This is a genomic window from Saccharicrinis sp. GN24d3 (genome assembly GCF_052400645.1).
In the GTDB taxonomy this organism is placed as follows: domain Bacteria; phylum Bacteroidota; class Bacteroidia; order Bacteroidales; family Marinilabiliaceae; genus Saccharicrinis.
Genome location: NZ_JBQTGI010000080.1, coordinates 1 through 1,052 on the forward strand (window position 1 = coordinate 1; position 1,052 = coordinate 1,052).

Below are 1,052 nucleotides of genomic sequence, written 5' to 3' on the forward strand. Positions count from 1 at the left end.
TCAGGAAAGGAACAACCTTCCGGGTTGGAGAAAGATAAAAAACTGGCGCGTTGACCTGAAAAACAAAATGAGGGCACTGGGCAGGGCAAGTGCATCCGGTGGCAAAGGCAAACAAAAAAGGCTAATGGACTCTTGCCAAAAATATCTTTCCAAAGCCAAAGCACTCTTGGAGAAGCTCGAAAAAGAGAAACCCGGCTTCCCGCAAACAGAGCTTGAGGATTGGGTAATCGTGATGGAGCTGGAACGTTATATGGAGTTGCTGGAAAAACACATCGATTTGCTGGAAAGGCGTGTGGTAAAAGGGGAAAACATACCCCATGACGAGAAAATGTTTTCTATATTCGAACAGTATACCGAATGGGTGACAAAAGGAAAGATGCGCCCCAATGTGGAGCTTGGCAAAAAGGTGGCGATAACCACAGACCAGTTCAACCTGATAGTAGACTACCAAGTAATGGAACACCAGTCCGATTCCGAGATAGTGCCAGAGCTTGCGCAACGGATATTTGCACAATACCAGGTGGGAAGCTGGAGCTTTGACAAAGGCTTTTGGAACAAAGGCAACAAAGAAACATTACAGAAAGGTGTCGAAACCCTGGTATTGCCTAAAAAAGGCAAATGCAACAAAGCGGAACACGAAGAAGAACACAGTCCAAAGTTCCTCAAACTGAGAAACAAACACAGTGCTGTAGAATCAAACGTTAACGAGCTGGAGCACCGGGGACTGGACCGTTGCCCAGATAAAGGTTACCATAATTTCAAAAGGTACGTAAGCCTATCGGTTAGCGCATACAACCTCCGGAAGATAGGAGAGCAATTTATTGCGGAAATGCGTGCCTCCGAAAAAAACAACAGTCACAGGGGACTGGCCGCATAACACATCATAAATAATAATATATTAAGTGTTTTGACAGGGAGGCTTATGCTCTTTTATTTACAAAATGGGGAAAAACCAAAGGAACAAACCGCTTGGTCAACAAAAAGTATTTGAACAGCCTTGCTCAACTCTTTTAATATTGAAATAAATCAGCTTGGATTTGTCCACTTTGTAA

General features: G+C 43.7%; 1 pseudogene. It reads left to right on the forward strand.

The features are described from left to right. Positions 1–877, forward strand: a pseudogene (locus tag ACT29I_RS25675) (ISNCY-like element ISCku10 family transposase); the annotation flags it as partial. Positions 878–1,052 lie beyond the last annotated feature (175 nt).